Origin of the sequence: Streptococcus sp. 22.1 (genome assembly GCF_016648645.1) — a bacterium.
Classification (GTDB): Bacteria; Bacillota; Bacilli; order Lactobacillales; family Streptococcaceae; genus Streptococcus.
The window spans coordinates 32,491-50,848 of record NZ_JACLQK010000012.1 but is presented as its reverse complement, the minus strand read 5'-3'; the positions used below and the strand labels follow the sequence as shown (position 1 = coordinate 50,848).

The window sequence follows — 18,358 nt, the reverse complement described above, 5'->3', positions numbered from 1 at the left end:
GGTCTTGTGGACACTGTGCATAAGTCTACAAAACATAGTTTTATCAAGGCTTTGAACTTGTGCACAGCCTGTGGAAAAGTTTGAATGATTTTTAATAGTTTTCCACAAGTGTCATTTTATCTTGTTTTTGATGGTATCAATTTCAATGCGTAAACTGTCATCTTGGGCAATCATATTTTTGATTTTATTGTATGCATGTAAGACAGTTGAGTGGTCTCTTCCGCCAAATTCTTTTCCAATTTTTGGAAGGGAGTTATCAGTCATTTCACGCGCAAGATACATGGCTACCTGACGTGCCAAGACAATATTTTGTGTTCGTTTAGTTGCCTTAATTTCTTTTACAGTGACATTATAAAATTTCCCTACCTCAGTTTGGATATCCTCAATTGGAATAAGAGTTAACTTAGGACCATCCATTTTACGTGCGCGAATAGCTTCAGCAGCTACCTCAACTGTGATAGTATCTAACTGGCGAACATTGGCAACTAAGCTAATATCTTTTAATGCCCCCTCCAAGTCACGGACATTTGAATCAAATTGGCCAGCTAAATACTCAATTGTTTCAGGAGGAAAATGATAATCATAGTCCATAATCTTATTAGTAAGAATGGCCACTCGCGTTTCAAAGTCAGGTGGTGTGATATTGACGGTTAACCCCCATTTAAAGCGCGTGACAAGACGCTCTTCCATCTCGTTCAATTGATCTGGATTACGGTCGCTGGTCAGGACAATTTGTTTGTTATTATTGTGAAGGACATTGAAAGTATTGAAGAATTCCTCTTGAGTGGCTTGCGTTGATTTTTTAGCCAATGATTGAATATCGTCAATTAAGAGAACGTCCAGATGACGATATTTAAGTTTTAGTTCGTCCATTTTATCTAAACGGATATGTACAACAAATTCATTAATAAAATTCTCTGCAGTGATGTATTTAATGCGTGCTTGAGGATTATCATGTAAGACCTTGTTTCCAATGGCATTGAGCAAGTGAGTTTTCCCGAGACCAGGTCCTCCGTAAATAAATAGAGGGTTATAAGTAGCTCCTGGTGAGTCAGCTACAGCTAAAGATGCAGCAACTGACCAACGATTTTCATCCCCTTGGATAAAATTATCAAAGGTATACTTACTATTTAAGTCTGAGTCCAATGTAGGAAGAGCAGGGGTCTGCTGTTCCTTTTTATTACCAAAGTCATTATTTGCTACAGTTGAATTTGCCTCGTTTATGAGCGCTTCGTCAAAGACGTACTCAACTTTTATTTCACTATTATAGGCTTCAAAACCAGCCATCAAAATGAAAGATTGCATATTCTTTTCCCAGAATAGCTTTTTGACTTCTTCAAGCAGAATTGTAGCAACGTTATTTTGAACTTTGATGAGCTTGGTGTCTAGGACATAATAATCAAAAGTGGCTTGTGTTAGTTCCTCTTTGGCTAGCTCTAAGAGCTTATTCCAAAAAAAATGCTCTTTTTCGGTCATTCCATCAATTCTCCTTCTTTATTCTTGTTCTCTGATTCTATCATAAAACAAAAAAGTTTTCCACAGGTCAGAAGATAAAAGTTTCTCGAGTTATCCACAGCTAAAAAAAGACAATTCACATTGTGCACAAGAGTTATCCACAAGTTGTGAATAAAAAAAGAAACCCTCTAAAATAAAGGGAGGGCAACATTTTTATGATGTGGATAAGTTTGTTTCTCTTTTCTCATCAATTCACAGGTCAAATTAGCTTGTTGATAATTCTGTTAAAATCTTCTTCCGTCGAAAAGTGGATCTGAATAGTTCCAGAGTGATTTTTGTGATAACGAAGAGTAACGGGGAGACCAAGTGATTTTTCTAGTTCTTTTTCTTTATCTTTTATGTGAATATCTTTTTTTGATTTTTGTTTTTTAGGAAGTTCTTGAAGTCTTTTTTCCAGAGTACGAACGGACCATTTTTCAGTAAGCACCTGATGATAGATAGTTAATTGCTTTTGGGTATCCTCAACAGATAAAAGCGCTCTAGCATGTCCTTGACTCAGTTTGCCATTTTCGATACTTGTCTGTATCTCTTTGGGAAGTTGGAGGAGTCTGAGAGCGTTACTGATATAGGGCCTGGATTTCCCCATAGCTTTTGCCAGTTCCTCGTGACTGTAAGCTAACTCATTAATTAAACTACGATAGGCCTTTGCTTCTTCAATAGGATTGAGATTCGAGCGTTGTAAATTTTCAATAATAGCTTGTTTACGACTCTCTTGATCTGAGACTTCCTTTACGACTGCAGGGATTTCTGTCATTCCCAGACGTTTACATGCACGTAAACGTCTTTCCCCAGCAATTAGTTCATAACCAATAATGTCCGATTTTCGGACAATGATTGGCTGTATCAGTCCATTTTCAGCGATTGATTGGCTCAGTTCTGCTAATTCTTCATCAGAGAATTCTATACGAGGTTGAAAAGGATTTGGGTAGATTTCACTAATAGGTAAAGCTTTGAGTTGTTCTTGCATGTTATTCCTTTCCAAAAAAGACCTTTACATTATTGTAAAGGTCTTTTGACAGATTTGTCAATGACTTAGTCAGATAAGTCTTCTGTAGATTTTGTTAATTTAAGTTCTTCAGTTTTCTTCTCTTTACCACGATAGAAGGTTACCTTGATTGTATCTCCGATACTATGGCTGTAAAGATTGGTTTGAATATCAGTTTTTGAGCTGATTTCCTTACCGTCAATTTCAGTAATAACATCATTTTCTTGAAGTTTACCGTCAGCTGGCATACCTTTTTGAACGCTACCGACAACAACTCCAGATTTAACTTCATCTGGTAAATCTAATTTAGAAGTTGCACTGCTAGAAAGGCTATTAAGATCGGCCATTGAGATTCCTAGGGCTGGGCGTGTAACTTTACCGTCTTTTTCCAATTGATTAATGATTTCGACAACATCGTTTGATGGAATGGCGAATCCCATACCTTCAACGGCACTACCAGCGACTGCTGACGTTGATGAAATCTTACTTGAGTTAATACCAATAACTTGTCCTTCAATATTGACTAAGGCACCACCAGAGTTACCAGGGTTAATGGCAGCATCTGTTTGGATAGCATTTGTTGAGACAGTTTCACCATTGTCGTTTTGCATAGTTACGGTACGGCTAAGGCTAGATACGATTCCCTCTGTTACTGAGTTGGCGTATTCGGTACCAAGTGGGCTACCGATAGCAATTGCCTTTTCACCAACTGTGAGGGAGTTTGAATCTGCAAATTCTGCGACGGTTTTTATTTTATCTGAAGAAACTTTGACAACTGCTAGGTCAGAGTAAGTATCTTTACCAACGAGTTCACCAGTAATTTTTGATCCATCTGAAAGCATGATTTCAAGTTTTTTAGCACCATCAACAACGTGGTTGTTGGTTACGATGTAGGCCTCTTTCCCATCTTTTTTATAGATAACACCGGAACCTTCACCAGCGACTTGCAATCCATCAGAATCTTTTGATTTGTCTTGGCTAGAATCAGAACTATCATCTCCACCAAAAATACGACCATAAAGTTCATTTAGGGAATCTGAAGATGAGCCTTCTTGGTAATTGATGACAGAAACAACGGCATTTTGTACTTTCTTAACGGCCTTAGTTGTATCTGTTGTATTGTTGTATACGGTCTTAGCTGTTTTAACACCTGTATCTGTTGTATTGGTAAAAGATACCCCTGCTGCTGTTAATAGGATAAAGGCACCTAGTAGACCACCTAGTAAGCCAATAACAAGCATTGCAATTGGCGCTACTATTTTTTTCCAGTTAAATTTTTTCACGTTTAGTCCTCCTTTTTGATAAACATATCAAAGTAAGCTTAATTATATCATAAAGTGATTTTAAAAAACAGTTATCAACAGTCTGTGGATAAGTTTCAAAAAGTGTAGATAAAAAGCGATTTTATAAGGATAACTATAGATGCTTGACACGAAAAAGGTGTGGATAAGGTGTTAAAAGATTGTGGATATGTGCTATAATAAGCCTATGAAAGTTAAATTGATTACCGTTGGAAAACTGAAAGAAAAATATTTGAAAGATGGCATTGCGGAGTTTGTCAAACGACTAGGACGCTTCACAAAATTTGAATCTATAGAATTAACGGATGAAAAGACGCCAGATAATGCAAGTGAAGCTGAAAATAAAGCTATCCTAGACAAAGAAGGACAGCGTATCTTGGCTAAAGTAGGTGATCGTGATTATGTCATTGCCTTAGCTATTGAAGGAAAACAATTTCCCTCGGAACAATTTGCTAAAGAGTTAGAGCAAGTGACCCTTAGAGGCTATTCAGATATTACTTTTATTATAGGGGGCAGTTTGGGACTCTCTCCAACAGTAAAAAAGAGAGCTAATCGATTGATGAGTTTTGGTCTCTTAACATTCCCTCATCAGCTTATGCGCCTTGTATTAGTAGAACAAATTTATCGTGCATTCATGATTCAGCAGGGAAGTCCTTATCATAAGTAGAAAAAAGGAAACAGACATGTTCAGAATGAAAAAACGCTCCTATCGTGTTTTTGAAGGATTACGAGTAGCAACTCTAGTTAGTTATATAGGAGGCTTCATTGATGCCTATACTTACAATACTCAAGACGGTCGATTTGCAAGTATCCAGACAGGCAATCTCCTCTATTTGGTCATTCACCTTGTTGAGGGGCATATTGCAAGAGCTTTTAGCTATGTAATACCTATCTTTTTCTTTGTTTTAGGTCAGTTTTTTGTTTTTTTTGTTAAGAAGTGGCTCATTAACCATAAGTGGGGATGGCATTTGCAAGCGATTAGACTTGCCCTTCTCTTGATGACTATTCTTGCAATTATTACACCATACGTTGATTCTACTATTACGATTGCAGGCTTGGCATTCTTCGCCTCTCTTCAAGTAGGTATTTTTAAGCGAGTCAGAGGTGTAAATTATGCTTCCTTTATGATGACTGGTAATATTACTAATACTTCTTTAACCATTGCTAGGGCTATTGACGAGGGTGATGCCAAAGCGCTTAAACAAGCTTCTTATACAACTATTATCATCTTTACATTCATGGTAGGAGTCGCAGCCTCAACTTGGTTTGCTCAATATTTACATGAATACAGCCTATATACGACTTTGCTTCCCTTGTTTGTTTTAAATTATTTCTTATTTATCGAGGCAAAAGAAAAACGCAACTAGAAATTCTAGATTGCGTTTTTTATCTGATCCCAGCAGGATTCGAACCTGCGACCGTTCGCTTAGAAGGCGAATGCTCTATCCAGCTGAGCTATGGGACCAATAACTCTATTAGTTTACAAAATATATAGCAACATGTCAATACTTTGTAAAAGCAAGATAAAAACTAAGGTAAAATTCGAATAAATTTAGCAAAATTTAATATTTTTTTTGAAAAAAAGTATAGACAAAATCGAATACTCTGATATAATAATAAGAGTATTAACGAGATAAAAATCTCAGAACTTGGTCCGTTGGTCAAGGGGTTAAGACACCGCCTTTTCACGGCGGTAACACGGGTTCGAATCCCGTACGGACTATTTTTGCTACTTAGCAGTTTTATCCGCCATAGCTCAGTTGGTAGTAGCGCATGACTGTTAATCATGATGTCGTAGGTTCGAGTCCTACTGGCGGAGTGATAAGACACCTCAAGTTGTATAGCTTGAGTTTTTTTGTACCCAAAGTTAAATAGGTCTGGAACACTTGTTCCAGACCTATTTAATTTAAGATAATCAGCTTTTTTGAATAATAGTTGTTTTTCTGATGAAGTAAGCGTAGCAACAAAATATGATACTTGCCAATAGACTAATCAATGAACCTGTCTTAAGTCCATAGGGAATAAAGGTTAGAACAACTTTTCCTTTTCCACTAGGGACATCGACTTTCATGAACCCCTTTTGAGCTCGTTGAATCTTAACTTTTTTATGATTTATGGTCGCTGTCCATCCCTTATCATATGGAATGGTAAAGAATAGTGACGCATTCGTTTTACTGCTATAATCAACGAACACTTTATTTTTTGACGTAGTAACCTTGCTATCACGTTCATTAATAGTATTCATAGCTATCTGATAGTTTTGAGTATCAAGGGCATAAAAACTAGGATTATCAAAGGATATTGCTTTATTGCCAGGGAAACTAAGTTTGATGGTAACCATTGATTCTGTTTCAAAGTAGCCAAGGTCAAAGAAATCAAAGGTATTGTCAGTAACTTGATTCTTTGTCACACCGTTTACAGTAATTGACAGAGTGTGGTTATTGTCATCAGACCAAGAAATATTAGGAATACTAACATAGAGTTGACTATGTGGTGGAGCAATAACTTGATAGGTGATTGTTACAAAATCTTTATTCGAGTTGCTAACGTTTTTAGCCACGCGCTGATTCAAAGATCTAGCATCCTTATCAAACAGTTGAGATGGAGCTCGTTTAAAATAGGTTAAGTTAAGTCCAGAGAGAGTATTCAGCAAGCTAGTTTGATTGTCAAGCGTATTGACAGTGAAGTCAATATTATTGTAAATGCTATCAGTTAAGATAGCAAGCTGGCTTGCATTATTATTTTGATAAAGTCCCATTGTTTTCTCAGAAGTTACGTGATTAAAACCATACTTATTAAGGTCAAAGTTCGATAAATTATATTTTATTCCGAAGAGACTATCAGCGATAATGGTGTTATTTTGGTAACGTAGGTTTAAATTAGTCCCTTCAGATTTGAAGCCTAACCTATCGAGTGTTGAGCTTGAAGCAGTATTTCGAATGGATGAAAACTGAGAAATACCATTATAGTTAAATTTCATACTGTCGTTACCAGTTTGAGCCTCTAACCTTTCAGTACGGTAAAAAGTCTTATTCGCTTGCTTAGTATCTGAAACTAGTTTTGTAATGGCAGACATATTTCGTAGGTAGCCTTCACGAGTTGGGAATACCCACTCATTTCCCAGAGCTCCAACAACATAGTAAGTACTTAATGCAAGCTCAAAAATGCAGAATAAGAAGGTGAAACAGCGAAAAACACTCCCAGGAATTTGCTGTCTAAAATAGCTAATAAATAGAATGGCATAGGCTAGAAGAAATGCTAGGCTTAATAGCCAGGAGACTGATTCAATGAAGCTATAGTGAGATTGGAAAATCCAAGTTAGTAAGTAAGCGGTACTCAATCCTAAGAAAGATAGGAGGAGTCTTTTAAAAGAAAAGTTTTTAATTCGGTTGAGTGTTTCTCCTGCCAAAAGAACAATTAGGAGAGATAGGAGCCAAGAATAGCGATGGAGAAACATGTTGGGTGCATGCATTCCTTGCCAAAACAAATCAAGAGGCTGTAAGTAGAAGCTAGCGATAAAGAAAGCTACTAATAGGAGATAACCTATACGTAATGATAGCTTGACTTCCCTACTAATAAATAAAAGTAGAAAAAGAATCAAAGGTAAGATTCCCACATAGATCATAGGTATTGATCCAAATTTAGTAGTATCGTAAACTCCAACGAGATTTTTCGCAAAGAAGTCAAAATAATAGGTGGAATCTGTCAACAAACTTGACGCCCCTGTAAACTTTTCACCATGTGTGGTCAAGTCAAGTAGTGTAGGCAGTAACATGACAGCACTACTTAAACCAGCAAGTATAGAAACAATTCCAAAGTCTATGAAATGAAGAATCTTACTCTTCCACCCCTTGATAGTTATCAATTGTACTATGGTGTAAAGGGTTAGGAAAATCGCCATCATATATCCAAAATAGTAGTTTTGGATAAAAAGGCAGGTTAGACTAAAAAAGTATAAGCCCCGTCTATTGAATCTTAGTAAGAGGTGTAAACCTAATATGATTAGAGGTGCTAGAATAAAGGCATCTAGCCAGGTGTTAATTTCTAACTGACTGGTAGCAAAGCTCATCAAAGCAAATCCTGTAGAAAGACATAGGATGAAACTTCTTGACACTTTTGTAAAGAGACGCTTAAAGCTAAAAGCTCCTGAGAGCCCAATAAGACCAAACTTAAGCAGTGTTATATAATAAAAAGCATCGGCCATTTGGTTGACAGTAAAGAAATAGTAAAGTGGAGACAAGAAGGAACCTAAGTAATAGCTTGTTAGAGCATAGAAATTAAGACCTAGCCCACTTGTAAAGGTGTAAAAGAGGCTTCCATCTCCATGAAGTATATTCCTAAGTCCAGTTGCAAAAATCACATACTGATGAAAACCATCACTTGTTAAAATAGTCCGCTCACTACCAGGATAGATTTTTTGGCTATACAGCACACCTATCATGATTAGTACTGGCAAGAAAAAGGCAGCCAGATAAAATAATAAAGTCGTATGGTATTTTTTATTTGTCATAATGATACTAAGACAGGTTGGGATATCCCAACCTGCATCTTTTTATAGTTTAATCAGCCCATAGTGCTTTGACTTTAGCTTGCACTTCTTCATTTTCAAGGAATTCATCATAAGTTTCATCAATACGGTCAATAACCCCATTTTTAGAAACGACTACGATGTGGTTCGCTATTGTTTGGATAAATTCATGGTCATGACTGGCAAAGATAACAGACTCTTTGAAGTCACGGACACCATCATTCAGACTTGAGATTGATTCCAAATCCAAGTGATTAGTAGGATCATCTAGAAGAAGGACGTTAGATTTCAAAAGCATGAGCTTAGAAAGCATGACACGTACCTTTTCTCCCCCTGAGAGAACACTAACAGATTTATTAACCTCATCTCCTGAGAAGAGCATACGTCCAAGGAATCCACGCAAGAAGGTATCATCATCTTCACCTTTTTCGGCAAATTGACGGAGCCATTCGAGAATTGATTCACCGGATGCAAAGTCTTTAGAATTATCTTTTGGAAGGTAAGAGCGGCTAGTAGTAACACCCCATTTGATTGTACCTTCGTAGTCAATATCATCGGCAAGAGCACGAATCAATGCAGTTGTTTGAATATCGTTTTGACCGATGATGGCAGTCTTATCTCCTGGTCGCAAGATGAAACTAATGTTATCAAGAATAGTCTCACCATCCATCTTAACAGTGAGATTTTCAACTGTTAGAAGGTCATTACCGATTTCACGCTCTGCTTTAAAATTGATGAATGGGTATTTACGACTTGATGGGACGATTTCTTCTAGTTCAATTTTATCAAGCATTTTCTTACGAGAAGTCGCTTGTTTAGATTTTGAAGCGTTGGCAGAGAAACGTGCAACGAATTCTTGAAGTTCTTTGATTTTTTCTTCTGCTTTTGCATTACGGTCAGCCTGCAAGCGTGCAGCCAATTCTGAAGATTGTTTCCAGAAGTCATAGTTACCGACATAGAGTTTGATTTTACCAAAGTCAAGGTCGGCCATATGCGTACATACCTTATTCAAGAAATGACGGTCATGGGATACGACAATGACCGTATTTTCAAAATCAATCAAGAAATCTTCAAGCCAAGAGATTGACTGGATATCAAGACCGTTGGTAGGTTCGTCAAGAAGAAGTACATCAGGTTTACCAAAAAGCGCTTTTGCAAGGAGCACCTTCACCTTGTCACCATTAGCCAATTCACTCATGTTTTGATAGTGAAGGTCTTCTGAGATATTTAGGTTCTGAAGTAATTGTGAGGCTTCACTTTCAGCTTCCCAACCACCTAATTCAGCAAATAGACCTTCTAATTCAGCAGCACGGACACCATCTTCATCTGAAAAATCTTCCTTCATGTAGATGGCATCTTTTTCTTTCATAATATCGTAGAGGCGTTCATTCCCCATGATAACAACATCAATGACGCGTTCATCTTCATAGTCAAAGTGGTTCTGACGAAGAACAGAAAGACGCTCATCAGGACCAAGAGAGATATGTCCTGTTGTTGGTTCGATATCACCAGCTAAAATTTTCAAAAAAGTAGATTTACCAGCACCATTGGCACCGATAAGACCGTAAGTATTACCTGGCGTGAAGGCAATATTAACATCATCAAAAAGTTTACGATCGCTAAAACGAAGCGATACATCCGATACAGTAAGCATATAATATCCTTTATTTTTATTCTTAACTACTATTTTACGAGAAATTAGACTTTATTTCAATCGATTTTATAAGGGATTAATAAAGTCATTTGGAACTTTTTGGTAATCTTTTTGGAGGCTAAATCCACGTCCCATAACTGTAGAAGCAGGAACAATGACGATAAAGGCGGTTTCATCTATTTTTTGGATTTCTTCTTGAACTTTCGGAACCTCATGAGTTGACAAGGTAGTCATAATCATATTTTGTGCATGTCCAGTATGTCCACCAAGAACTGGAATTTTTGTTGCTCCTCGATCAGCCACTCTAGTGATGTAGTTTAGGATTTGTTCACTATTTTGCGAAATGATTAGAAGATTTCGTGATGAATTGAGTCCGACCATCATTTTATCAATTGTAAGAGAAACAACTCCAAGTGAGAGAATGGAGTACATAACAGTATCAGGTGGAAAGGCAATAGCACTGATTGCGACAATGATTCCATCAACAATAAGTAGTACCATTCCTAGTGGGAGTGGCGTATACTTGTGGAGAATTTGTGTGATAATTCCAGTTCCCCCAGTTGAGGAATTTCCGTAAAAGACTATTCCTAGTCCTAACCCTAATACAATCCCACCAAAAATAGCAGCCAACAAAGGTTGTTTGGTGAGTGTAGGTAAGCCCTCGGTTAATTTAATAAAAGTTGGGAAGATAAGAGATCCATAGAAGGTTTTTAGGAGAACTTCGCGACCAAGAAAGCACCAACATAAAATTAACAAAGGGATGGTGGTTGCTAAGACGAAGTTAGCATTGTTCCAACCAAAAAGGGCGTTTAAACTAATGGCTAGCCCTCCGACACCACCCGAGGCAATATTATTCTTAACTAAAAGTGAGTTATAGCCAACCGAAGCTATAAAAGAACCGATTGTAACTAAAAGTATATCTATTATTCGACGTTTCATATATTATCTCCTAGAAATGATATTCTTATTATCAAGTCTTTTTAAGTTTCCGTCAAGTATTGACTATTTTGGTTGTATCTAAGGTTGTGTTTCACGTGAAACTAGAAACATAATCTTGACAAGAATAGATAAAACAATGTAGAATAATAGTCATCAGAAGAGTAATTCTTTCCTTTTTTATAGAGAGCTGGTGGTTGCTGAAAACCAGTATGAAGGTGGAATGAATGGGCTGAAGAGAATTGACGGTTAACGTGAACACATAAACGTTAGGTTTGGCACCCCTTATCGTGCAACTTCTTTGTTGAGAAGGTTTGAGATGATAGCTTCAGAAAGAGTTATCAACTGAGGTGGTACCGCGTATCAAAAGTGATTAACGCCCTCACGCATGTTTTTGCGTGGGGATTTTTTTTGTATTAGAGAGGTAATTATATGACGAAACCTATTATTTTGACGGGAGACCGTCCAACAGGGAAACTTCATCTAGGACACTATGTTGGTAGTTTAAAAAATCGTGTCCTTTTACAAAACGAAGATAAATATAACATGTTTGTCTTTTTAGCTGATCAGCAAGCCCTTACGGATCACGCCAAAGAGTCAGAGATTATCAAAGAATCAATTGGGAATGTTGCTTTAGATTATCTCTCTGTAGGTTTGGATCCAACGAAGTCGACTATTTTTATTCAAAGTCAGATTCCTGAGTTGGCTGAGTTGACTATGTATTACATGAACCTAGTTTCATTGGCACGTTTAGAGCGTAACCCAACGGTTAAGACGGAAATTGCTCAAAAAGGCTTCGGAGAATCTATTCCAACAGGCTTTTTAGTTTATCCAATTTCTCAGGCAGCTGATATCACGGCCTTTAAAGCAAATTATGTTCCTGTAGGTAATGACCAAAAGCCAATGATTGAGCAGACACGTGAAATTGCACGTAGCTTCAATCATACTTATCATTGTGATATTTTGGTTGAGCCAGAGGGAATCTACCCTAAAAATGAAGCTGCAGGACGCCTTCCAGGTCTAGACGGAAATGCTAAGATGTCAAAATCCTTAGGTAATGGTATCTTCCTTTCAGATGATGAGGACGCTGTTCGTAAAAAAGTCATGAGCATGTATACGGATCCAAATCATATTCGTGTGGAAGATCCAGGCCAAATTGAAGGTAATATGGTTTTCCATTATCTTGATATCTTTGGTCGCGAAGAGGATGCTACTACAATTGCTGAAATGAAAGAACATTATCAACGAGGTGGTTTAGGAGATGTGAAGACAAAACGTTATCTTCTAGAAATCTTAGAACGTGAGTTAGCTCCAATTCGTGAACGTCGTTTAGAATATGCCAAGGATATGGGAGAAGTTTTCCGTATGCTTGAAAAAGGTAGTCAAGCAGCGCGTGAAGTTGCTGGACAAACATTGGCAGAAGTAAAAGAAGCGATGGGAATTAAGTATTTCTAAGAAATAAAAAGTAGGGACTCAAGATAATCTGGAGCCCTATTTTTATTTGGAAAAAGGTTTTCTTAGAATCTTATGCGAAATCTGTTGACAAATCATTTTAGCATGATATGATATTAACAATTAAAAAATAGGCTGGGGTTTTTGTACCTCAAAACTTTGAGAAAAGAGGACGATTATAATGTCAAATTGGGACACTAAATTCTTGAAAAAAGGTTACACTTTTGATGACGTATTGCTTATTCCTGCGGAAAGTCATGTTCTACCAAACAACGTCAACTTGAAGACGAAATTGGCTAAAAATTTGACATTAAATATCCCAATTATCACTGCAGCCATGGATACGGTCACAGATAGTAAGATGGCTATCTCAATTGCTCGTGCAGGTGGTTTGGGTGTCATTCACAAAAACATGTCTATTGCGGAACAAGCTGAAGAAGTTCGAAAAGTAAAGCGCTCTGAAAATGGTGTCATCATTGATCCATTCTTCCTAACGCCTGAAAATAAAGTTGCTGAAGCTGAAGAGTTGATGCAACGTTACCGTATCTCAGGGGTTCCGATTGTTGAGACACTTGAAAATCGTAAATTGGTTGGTATTATCACAAACCGTGATATGCGTTTTATCTCTAATTACGATACTCCAATTTCAGAACACATGACTTCTGAGAAATTGGTCACTGCTCCAGTTGAAACAGATCTTGAAACGGCTGAAAGTATTCTTCATGAGCATCGTATTGAAAAGCTACCTCTAGTTGATGAAGAAGGTCGTTTGTCAGGACTTATTACTATTAAGGATATCGAAAAAGTTATCGAGTTTCCTAATGCAGCTAAGGATGAGTTCGGTCGTCTTTTGGTAGCAGGTGCTGTAGGTGTTACTTCTGATACCTTTGAACGTGCAGAAGCTCTTTTTGAAGCAGGCGCAGATGCTATTGTCATTGATACTGCACATGGTCATTCAGCAGGTGTTCTTCGTAAAATTGCTGAAATTCGTGCCCACTTCCCAGACCGTACTTTGATTGCAGGAAATATCGCAACAGCTGAAGGTGCGCGTGCACTTTATGAAGCAGGTGTCGATGTTGTTAAAGTAGGTATCGGACCAGGTTCTATTTGTACAACACGTGTGGTTGCGGGTGTAGGTGTTCCTCAAGTCACTGCTATTTACGATGCAGCTAGTGTTGCGCGTGAATACGGAAAAACAATCATTGCTGATGGCGGTATCAAATACTCAGGTGATATTGTAAAAGCTCTTGCAGCAGGTGGTAATGCTGTAATGCTTGGTTCTATGTTTGCTGGTACTGATGAAGCACCAGGTGAAACTGAGATTTTCCAAGGTCGTAAATACAAATCTTACCGTGGTATGGGATCAATTGCAGCGATGAAGAAGGGATCAAGCGATCGTTACTTCCAAGGTGCAGTTAATGAAGCGAATAAACTTGTTCCAGAAGGAATTGAAGGCCGTGTAGCTTATAAAGGTTCTGCTGCTGATATCGTATTCCAATTGATTGGCGGTATCCGTGCAGGTATGGGTTATACAGGTGCAGAAGATATCCAGGCTTTACATGACAAAGCTCAGTTTGTTGAAATGTCAGGTGCAGGACTTATTGAAAGTCACCCTCACGATGTTCAAATTACAAACGAGGCGCCTAACTACTCAGCTCATTAAAAAAACATAAAAGTACTTACTTCAGGTAAGTACTTTTTCTTTACATTAATTTTTACAGTAGGTTTACAATATATTTACACAAACAAAATTGTTAACAAAGGGTTTGGGTGAGTTTTCATTTACACTCTTTTTAACATCACTTGTCATATATGTAAAGCACAAAAAACAGAAAAACAAGTCGCTTAATCGACTTGTTTTTCACAAATAATACCATTCTTGACTAAGAAGGTCTTTAAATCGGGTGGTAGCTTACTCAGATGATCAAGTGAAGTTGTCGTCATGAAGGTTTGAACCTCTTCGTCAATACTTTCTAACAGTTTGAGTTGACGGTGATTGTCAAGCTCACTCATGACATCATCGAGGAGAAGAATTGGAAATTCACCTGTTACTTTTTTTATCAGAGCAATCTCAGCCATTTTTAAAGAAAGAATGAGACTACGTTGTTGCCCCTGACTGCCGAAAGATGCGTTCATGTCATTAATGTAAAATGTCAAATCATCCCTATGTGGACCAACACCAGTGTTCTTTTTGAAGATATCCCTTTTGTGATTTTGCTTTAACGTGGTTAAAAATGATTCACGAATAACTTTGTTATTCCCGAATGGTATATTAGATTCGTAGGAGATTTTAAGGCGCTCTATCTGATTTGAGAGATTACTATGATGTCTATCTGCCTCTTCCTCTAATTGCTTGATAAATTCTAGTCTATGTTCGATAACGCGTGCTCCAAAATCGGAAAGCTGTTCATCTAACACTGAGAGAAAATTAATGTCTACATTGTCAGTAGATTTGAGATAAGCATTACGTTGCTTGAGTACATGATTATAACTTGATAGGTCTGAAAGGTAAACAGGCTTAATCTGTCCTAAATCAATATCTATAAATTTACGTCTTAGGCTTGGAGATCCCTTTACAAGTTGTAAATCCTCAGGAGCAAAGAGTACCACTGTCATGTGACCGATATAATCGGATAATTTAGCTTGTTTGAGGTGGTTGACCTTTGTTATGCGGCCTTTATTAGATAAACTGATTTCCAGAGGTAGCTTTCCACTATGACGATGCACGATGCCGTTCAGTTTGAGAGTATATTGCTGAAATTGAATCAGTTCCTTATCTGAACGGGTCCGATGACTACGTGTCAATGCTAGAAAATAGATGGCCTCAAGAATATTTGTTTTCCCTTGAGCATTGCGACCAAGAAAAATATTGAGATGAGGTGAGAAGCTCACAGAGGCTTCAGTATAATTTCTAAAGTGTTGAATATCAATATTTTCGAGCCACATAGTTAGGTTCCTGGGAAACGAACGGGTTTTCGTTTAGTTTTATTGCCTTCTTTTGACGGATGTGCCTTTTGTTTCTTTTTATTATCCTGATTCATTTTTTTAACAATGGCAGCAACACGTGCTTTTTCAGCGACTTCTTTTTGATGCTCTTCAATTTCATTTGTTGTAGGAGCTACAATCGTTATTTCAAGTTTCTCAGACGGAATGGTAATAACATCTCCATAACGAAGTTTTTTTCCACGACGTTTTTCATCTTCACCATTGAATAAAACGGTATTGTTAGCTAAAAAACCTTTAATAGCTCCGCCACTATGAATGATACTTAATTCTTTTAAAAGTGCCTGCAGTGTGATGTATTCATCAAATAATTTATATTCCATAGTACCTCAACTTTCTCTTGAGATAAGATAGCATAAAAATGGTATAATTGGAAGCATAAACTTTTTAGAGGTTATCAATGAAAATTGCTGATGGTGTCTATGTACACTTCATTCCAACACAAAAATATAAAACTAATCGTATTGTTTTTAGAATGACAGGTTCTTTGAATAAACAGACAATTGCTAAACGAGCTCTGGTTTCACAAATGTTGGCTACAGCCAATCAGACGTATCCAACAGTACAGTCTTTTAAAGAGAGATTAGCTTCTCTTTATGGAACACAGTTGTCAACTAGAGTGTTAACTAAAGGCTTGACACATAGTGTTGACATAGAGTTGACATACCTGAAAGATGCCTTTATCCCTAAGAATAATGGATTATTTTGGGAAGTTCTAGGATTTTTGAAAGAGTGTCTTTACAAGCCACTGTCAAGAGTAGCTCAATACCAAAATAAAGTATTTGATATAGAGAAACAAAATTTAAAGACCTACCTTGATGTTGACACAGAGAATAATTACTATTACAGTGAAGTTAAGGGAAGAGAGCTTTATTTTGTAAATGAGGGCTTGAAAGTTCCCAAATATGGTCAAGCAGAACTTGTTGAAGCCGAGACTTCGTTTACAGCTTATCAAGAATTTCAAAGTATGTTGACAAGAGATCGTATTGATATCTTTATGGTTGGAGAATTTGATGATTATCAAGTACTCCAAGGTTTACATCGTTTTCCTTTGGAGGGACGTCAAGTTGATTTACAGTTTAGCTATAGTCAACCTTATGTCAATGTGGTGAAAGAAAAGATAGAACCTAGACAGAGTAGTCAATCTATTTTACAATTAGGGTACCAATTTTCATGTCAATATGGAGATAAAGATTACTTTGCTTTAATTGTATTCAATGCCATGTTTGGTGAATTTGCCCACTCTGCTTTATTTACAACGCTTCGAGAAAAGGAAGGATTGGCTTATTCAATTAGTAGTCAATTTGATGTCTTTACAGGTTTACTAGAAGTTTACGCTGGAATTGAAAAATCTAATAGAAATCAGGCTATGCGAGGAATTAGTAGAGAATTGAATTACATTAAATTAGGACGTTTTTCAAGTTCTCTCCTGAATCAAACCAAAAAAATCATACGAATGAATGCCCTACTCTCTGAAGATCATGCCTTAACATTGGTGGAACAACGTTTTAATAAGGTGATTTTTGGCGATAAAAGTCTTTCATTAGAGAATTGGTTAGATGAGATTGAGAAGGTTACTAAAAAAGATGTTTGCCGTGTAGCGCGTCAAGTTAAGCTACAGAGTTTGTTCTTTTTAGAAGGAGTGTCTTAGAATGGCTGCTTTGAAGAAACGTTATTATCAAAAAATTGATGAAGAAGTTTATTCAGCAATTTTAGATAATGGTATGTCTTTATCAATTATTAAGAAAAAAGGATTTTTAGAAAAAGCCGCCTTTCTGTCAACGAATTTTGGGGCGCTAGATAATCACTTTTATATTGATGGTGAGTTACAATCTTACCCTGCAGGTATTGCTCATTTTCTAGAACACAAGCTATTTGAGGATGAACAGGGAAGGGATGTGACATTGGATTTTGTCAAGCTTGGAGCTGATGTCAATGCTTTTACAACCTTGGATAAGACAACATATTATTTCTCTACCCTTGACCACTTTGAGGAGTCTTTAGAACTTTTATTAAAGTTTACATCAAAGTTTACAAGTTCTGAAGATGCTGTCAATCATGAAAAAAGAATTATTGAACAAGAAATAAATATGTATCAGGATGATCCTGATTATAGAGTATATCTGGGTTGTTTGCAAAGTTTGTATCCTAATACTATATTAGAACAAGACATTGCTGGAAGTGTTGATAGTATTGAAAAAATTACTGTAAATGACTTGAAAGATAATTTTGACTGCTTTTACAGGCCAGCAAACTGTCATCTCGTCTTGGTAGGTGATTTTGATGTTGAAGATGTTTACACTTTTGTCAATGAAAAACAAAGCGGGTTTACACTACCTGAGAGAATAGTTGAAAAAGAAAAGAACCCCATTGAGTCAGATATCCAAAAATTAGATAGTCTTCAAATGGAGATTTTCATCTCAAAGCTAGCCATTGGTTTTAAGAGTGTTCCTTTTACTGATAATCGTATGAGAGAAAACATACTGGTACAGTTGTTGTTTAATTTACTGTTTGGCTGGACGTCTCCTTATTATCAAAATTGGTATGCTGAAGGAAAAATAGACGAGTCTGTATCAATTGAATATGAGGTATCTAATCGATATTCATTTGTCATTATGACTATGGACACTGCAGAACCTATCCGTATGTCAAGCTTAATTCGTCAAGTGATGACGTCGGCAGATAAAAAAAGACTGTTGACGGATGAGGCATTGGATTTGCAAAAGAAAGCTTTCTATGGTGAATTTTTACGTAGTCTAGACAATATCCAGAATTTAGGAAGTCAGTATTTAGCTTATTTTGAGAATGATAAAACATACTTTGATTTTGGTCAGGAACTGATGAGCATTACTTCCAAGGATTTGAAGGATTTTTTGAATCATTATCTCTCAAATATAGAGATTACCGATTTTGTTGTCTTCCCTAAATAAGTGATTATTTGCTATAATAGAGACACGAAAACAAAGAAGAATATTAGAAAGGGG

14 protein-coding genes, 3 tRNA genes and 1 other annotated feature are annotated in these 18,358 nt (G+C 36.9%); of the genes, 8 read left to right on the top strand and 9 right to left on the bottom strand.

Going from position 1 to position 18,358, the window contains the following annotated elements; all coding sequences use genetic code 11:
* Positions 1–111: 111 nt before the first annotated feature.
* From dnaA to H7U04_RS07235, 3 genes are all read right to left on the bottom strand, one after another.
* Entirely contained in the window at positions 112–1,476 is a 1,365-nt protein-coding gene (gene dnaA, locus H7U04_RS07245) for a chromosomal replication initiator protein DnaA (protein ID WP_037599382.1), read from the bottom strand.
* A gap of 238 nt (positions 1,477–1,714) precedes the next feature.
* Complete coding sequence (locus tag H7U04_RS07240) at positions 1,715–2,482, bottom strand: ParB/RepB/Spo0J family partition protein (protein WP_037598566.1); 768 nt, start codon at positions 2,480–2,482, stop codon at positions 1,715–1,717.
* 65 nt (positions 2,483–2,547) lie between these two features.
* A complete protein-coding gene (locus H7U04_RS07235; RefSeq protein ID WP_002892211.1) occupies positions 2,548–3,783 on the bottom strand; it encodes a S1C family serine protease in 1,236 nt (411 codons plus the stop codon).
* 205 nt (positions 3,784–3,988) lie between these two features.
* Here H7U04_RS07235 and rlmH point away from each other — a divergent pair, with 205 nt between their 5' ends.
* Positions 3,989–4,468: a 23S rRNA (pseudouridine(1915)-N(3))-methyltransferase RlmH gene (rlmH, locus tag H7U04_RS07230; RefSeq protein ID WP_107373293.1), complete on the top strand. Its 480-nt coding sequence runs from the start codon at positions 3,989–3,991 to the stop codon at positions 4,466–4,468.
* Between the two features lie 16 nt (positions 4,469–4,484).
* Positions 4,485–5,168, top strand: a complete 684-nt coding sequence (locus H7U04_RS07225) for a YoaK family protein (protein WP_002892206.1) — start codon at positions 4,485–4,487, stop codon at positions 5,166–5,168.
* A 24-nt stretch (positions 5,169–5,192) separates the two neighbouring features.
* Here the strand turns inward: H7U04_RS07225 and H7U04_RS07220 are convergent.
* Positions 5,193–5,266 (bottom strand) — tRNA-Arg (locus H7U04_RS07220).
* 186 nt (positions 5,267–5,452) lie between these two features.
* On the opposite strand from H7U04_RS07220, the gene H7U04_RS07215 reads away from it, so the two are divergent.
* Both H7U04_RS07215 and H7U04_RS07210 read left to right on the top strand, forming a co-directional pair.
* Positions 5,453–5,524, top strand: a tRNA-Glu gene (locus H7U04_RS07215).
* Between the two features lie 22 nt (positions 5,525–5,546).
* A tRNA-Asn gene (locus H7U04_RS07210) sits at positions 5,547–5,620 on the top strand.
* 96 nt (positions 5,621–5,716) lie between these two features.
* On the opposite strand, the gene H7U04_RS07205 is transcribed toward H7U04_RS07210, so the two are convergent.
* The 3 genes from H7U04_RS07205 to H7U04_RS07195 all read right to left on the bottom strand — a co-directional run bounded on the left by H7U04_RS07205 (position 5,717) and on the right by H7U04_RS07195 (position 10,922).
* The gene (locus tag H7U04_RS07205; RefSeq protein WP_107372429.1) at positions 5,717–8,311 is read right to left on the bottom strand and encodes a YfhO family protein; all 2,595 of its coding nucleotides are present in this window, start codon (positions 8,309–8,311) and stop codon (positions 5,717–5,719) included.
* 49 nt (positions 8,312–8,360) lie between these two features.
* Complete coding sequence (locus H7U04_RS07200) at positions 8,361–9,983, bottom strand: ABC-F family ATP-binding cassette domain-containing protein (protein ID WP_037602413.1); 1,623 nt, start codon at positions 9,981–9,983, stop codon at positions 8,361–8,363.
* A gap of 66 nt (positions 9,984–10,049) precedes the next feature.
* The gene (locus H7U04_RS07195) at positions 10,050–10,922 is read right to left on the bottom strand and encodes a YitT family protein (RefSeq protein ID WP_037599377.1); all 873 of its coding nucleotides are present in this window, start codon (positions 10,920–10,922) and stop codon (positions 10,050–10,052) included.
* Positions 10,923–11,066: 144 nt separating this feature from the next.
* Positions 11,067–11,306 (top strand) — a binding site (T-box leader).
* Positions 11,307–11,351: 45 nt separating this feature from the next.
* Here H7U04_RS07195 and trpS point away from each other — a divergent pair.
* Together trpS and guaB are read left to right on the top strand one after the other, a co-directional pair.
* Positions 11,352–12,374, top strand: coding sequence for a tryptophan--tRNA ligase (trpS, locus tag H7U04_RS07190; RefSeq protein WP_073689258.1), 1,023 nt, complete (start codon positions 11,352–11,354; stop codon positions 12,372–12,374).
* A 178-nt stretch (positions 12,375–12,552) separates the two neighbouring features.
* Positions 12,553–14,034, top strand: a complete 1,482-nt coding sequence (gene guaB, locus H7U04_RS07185; protein WP_021144763.1) for an IMP dehydrogenase — start codon at positions 12,553–12,555, stop codon at positions 14,032–14,034.
* Positions 14,035–14,216: 182 nt separating this feature from the next.
* Here the strand turns inward: guaB and recF are convergent, their stop codons facing one another.
* Together recF and yaaA are read right to left on the bottom strand one after the other, a co-directional pair.
* The gene (gene recF, locus H7U04_RS07180) at positions 14,217–15,317 is read right to left on the bottom strand and encodes a DNA replication/repair protein RecF (RefSeq protein ID WP_073689259.1); all 1,101 of its coding nucleotides are present in this window, start codon (positions 15,315–15,317) and stop codon (positions 14,217–14,219) included.
* Between the two features lie 2 nt (positions 15,318–15,319).
* Positions 15,320–15,697, bottom strand: coding sequence for a S4 domain-containing protein YaaA (yaaA, locus tag H7U04_RS07175; protein WP_037599372.1), 378 nt, complete (start codon positions 15,695–15,697; stop codon positions 15,320–15,322).
* A gap of 77 nt (positions 15,698–15,774) precedes the next feature.
* On the opposite strand from yaaA, the gene yfmF reads away from it, so the two are divergent.
* A complete protein-coding gene (gene yfmF / locus H7U04_RS07170) occupies positions 15,775–17,025 on the top strand; it encodes an EF-P 5-aminopentanol modification-associated protein YfmF (protein WP_073689260.1) in 1,251 nt (416 codons plus the stop codon).
* Between the two features lies 1 nt (position 17,026).
* Positions 17,027–18,304, top strand: coding sequence for an EF-P 5-aminopentanol modification-associated protein YfmH (gene yfmH / locus H7U04_RS07165; protein WP_201059463.1), 1,278 nt, complete (start codon positions 17,027–17,029; stop codon positions 18,302–18,304).
* The last annotated feature ends 54 nt before the right edge of the window (positions 18,305–18,358 follow it).

Excerpts from the sequence above, each read along its gene's own strand:
- dnaA (WP_037599382.1), bottom strand. The coding sequence starts at position 1,476 with ATGACCGAAAAAGAGCATTTTTTTTGGAATAAGCTCTTAGAGCTAGCC.
- H7U04_RS07240 (WP_037598566.1), bottom strand. The coding sequence starts at position 2,482 with ATGCAAGAACAACTCAAAGCTTTACCTATTAGTGAAATCTACCCAAAT.
- rlmH (WP_107373293.1), top strand. The coding sequence starts at position 3,989 with ATGAAAGTTAAATTGATTACCGTTGGAAAACTGAAAGAAAAATATTTG.
- H7U04_RS07225 (WP_002892206.1), top strand. The coding sequence starts at position 4,485 with ATGTTCAGAATGAAAAAACGCTCCTATCGTGTTTTTGAAGGATTACGA.
- H7U04_RS07205 (WP_107372429.1), bottom strand. The coding sequence starts at position 8,311 with ATGACAAATAAAAAATACCATACGACTTTATTATTTTATCTGGCTGCC.
- H7U04_RS07200 (WP_037602413.1), bottom strand. The coding sequence starts at position 9,983 with ATGCTTACTGTATCGGATGTATCGCTTCGTTTTAGCGATCGTAAACTT.
- H7U04_RS07195 (WP_037599377.1), bottom strand. The coding sequence starts at position 10,922 with ATGAAACGTCGAATAATAGATATACTTTTAGTTACAATCGGTTCTTTT.
- trpS (WP_073689258.1), top strand. The coding sequence starts at position 11,352 with ATGACGAAACCTATTATTTTGACGGGAGACCGTCCAACAGGGAAACTT.
- guaB (WP_021144763.1), top strand. The coding sequence starts at position 12,553 with ATGTCAAATTGGGACACTAAATTCTTGAAAAAAGGTTACACTTTTGAT.
- recF (WP_073689259.1), bottom strand. The coding sequence starts at position 15,317 with ATGTGGCTCGAAAATATTGATATTCAACACTTTAGAAATTATACTGAA.
- yaaA (WP_037599372.1), bottom strand. The coding sequence starts at position 15,697 with ATGGAATATAAATTATTTGATGAATACATCACACTGCAGGCACTTTTA.
- yfmF (WP_073689260.1), top strand. The coding sequence starts at position 15,775 with ATGAAAATTGCTGATGGTGTCTATGTACACTTCATTCCAACACAAAAA.
- yfmH (WP_201059463.1), top strand. The coding sequence starts at position 17,027 with ATGGCTGCTTTGAAGAAACGTTATTATCAAAAAATTGATGAAGAAGTT.